The sequence below is a fragment of the Exiguobacterium sp. SH0S7 genome (genome assembly GCF_004337195.1).
Classification (GTDB): Bacteria; Bacillota; Bacilli; order Exiguobacteriales; family Exiguobacteriaceae; genus Exiguobacterium; species Exiguobacterium aurantiacum_A.
Genome location: NZ_SJVA01000038.1, coordinates 1 through 428 on the forward strand (window position 1 = coordinate 1; position 428 = coordinate 428).

Consider the following 428-nt stretch of genomic DNA (forward strand, 5'->3'; position numbering starts at 1 on the left):
TCCCAGCCCTCTTCCATCTCCGGCGGCATGTACTCGATCTTCGGGTTGATCAGCACGGTCTCGGGCACCGGCGGCGCATCCGGGTAGCGGTTGTTGTTGCCGAAGCCGAAGATGATGATCTGCAGCCCGATGCCGATCTGCGGCGCGGCCAGCCCGGCGCCGTTCGCGTGGTGCATCGTCTCGAACATGTCCGCGACGATCTCGTGCAGCTCGGCGGTATCGAACCGCTCGACCGGTTGGGCGACTTCGAGCAGGCGCGGATCGCCCATCTTCAGGATCTCGCGAATCATGGCGTATTGCCCTCCAGGAGTTGGTGCAGACCGTCTTCGTCCAGCACGGGGATGCCGAGTTCCTCGGCCTTCGCGAGCTTGCTGCCGGCTTCGGCGCCCGCGACCACGTAATCCGTCTTCTTCGATACCGAACCCGCC

2 protein-coding genes are annotated in these 428 nt (G+C 64.7%); both read right to left on the reverse strand.

The annotated features are described in order from the left end of the window. A partial coding sequence (locus EVJ22_RS15295) for a peptide deformylase (protein WP_199749347.1) occupies positions 1 to 290 on the reverse strand: 290 nt, incomplete at its 3' end. Next, on the reverse strand, positions 287 to 428 hold a 142-nt coding region (locus tag EVJ22_RS15300), incomplete at its 5' end, for a BRCT domain-containing protein (protein WP_131444278.1). The genes EVJ22_RS15295 and EVJ22_RS15300, both read right to left, overlap by 4 nt.